The sequence below is a fragment of the Rhizobium sp. 18055 genome, from assembly GCF_902706285.1.
In the GTDB taxonomy this organism is placed as follows: domain Bacteria; phylum Pseudomonadota; class Alphaproteobacteria; order Rhizobiales; family Rhizobiaceae; genus Rhizobium.
In genome coordinates this window covers 1-832 of sequence record NZ_CACSKD010000068.1, presented here as the reverse complement: position 1 = coordinate 832, position 832 = coordinate 1, and the positions used below count along the sequence as shown (strand labels likewise).

Annotated in this window: 1 protein-coding gene and 1 pseudogene; both read right to left on the bottom strand. The window is 59.6% G+C overall.

What is annotated here, in order from left to right:
- Positions 1 to 547: pseudogene (locus GVL52_RS31455) on the bottom strand (hypothetical protein); the annotation flags it as partial.
- 34 nt (positions 548 to 581) lie between these two features.
- Positions 582 to 832, bottom strand: a 251-nt coding sequence (locus GVL52_RS31450; RefSeq protein ID WP_200847929.1) for a S24 family peptidase, incomplete at its 5' end; no start/stop codon positions are given.

Sequence of the window (832 nt, the reverse complement as noted above, 5' to 3'; positions counted from 1 at the left end):
GGACATCATCGAGGTCCTGCGCGGGCAGCGCGGCCAAATTGCAAACCTGCGCCAGGTCGCTTGGATAGCTACCTGGCTTTCGCTCCGCTGTCTTCGCCACGTGATTGGCAAGCTTGGCAAGTGTCTTGGTCATGCCAATGCCAATGCCGCAGGGTATCCCTATCCATTGGAGGATGCGCGCGCGTATCGCGTGGGAGCGGGCCACTAGGTCCCCTGTCATGCCGTGCAGCCCGACGAAGGATTCGTCGATGCTGTAGATCTCCTGCGTGGGGCCGAGGCCTGCTGCCAGGCTCATCATGCGATCGCTCATGTCGCCGTAGAGGGTGTAGTTGGACGACAAGGCCACCAAACCCGCGGTCTCTTCCAGATGCCTGATGGTGAACCAGGGCGCTCCCATCGCAATTCCGAGGTCTTTGGCTTCGTTGCTTCTCGCCACGGCACACCCGTCGTTGTTGCTCAAGACAACGACAGGCCTTCCTACCAGACTTGGCCGGAAAGCTCTCTCGCAAGAGACATAAAAGTTGTTGCCATCGACCAGGGCAAACATACCGGTGCACGGAGGGTGTGCCTCACCGCTGAAATTACTTGACGCAGGCCGTCACAACGCCCCAGATCTCGACGGTCTGCCCGTCCTTGGGCGTGATGTCTGGGTAGGTTGGGTTTGCGGCCTTGAGTTTCATGCGGCCTGCGCGGAGTTGGAGCCTTTTGACTGTGAAATCTCCGTCCACCACAGCGACGACGATGTGCCCATTGGTCGGTTTGATTGCCCGGTCCACGATGATCGTGTCTCCATCCCCCAGACCATCCTCGCTCATCGAGAGGCCTCGTACTC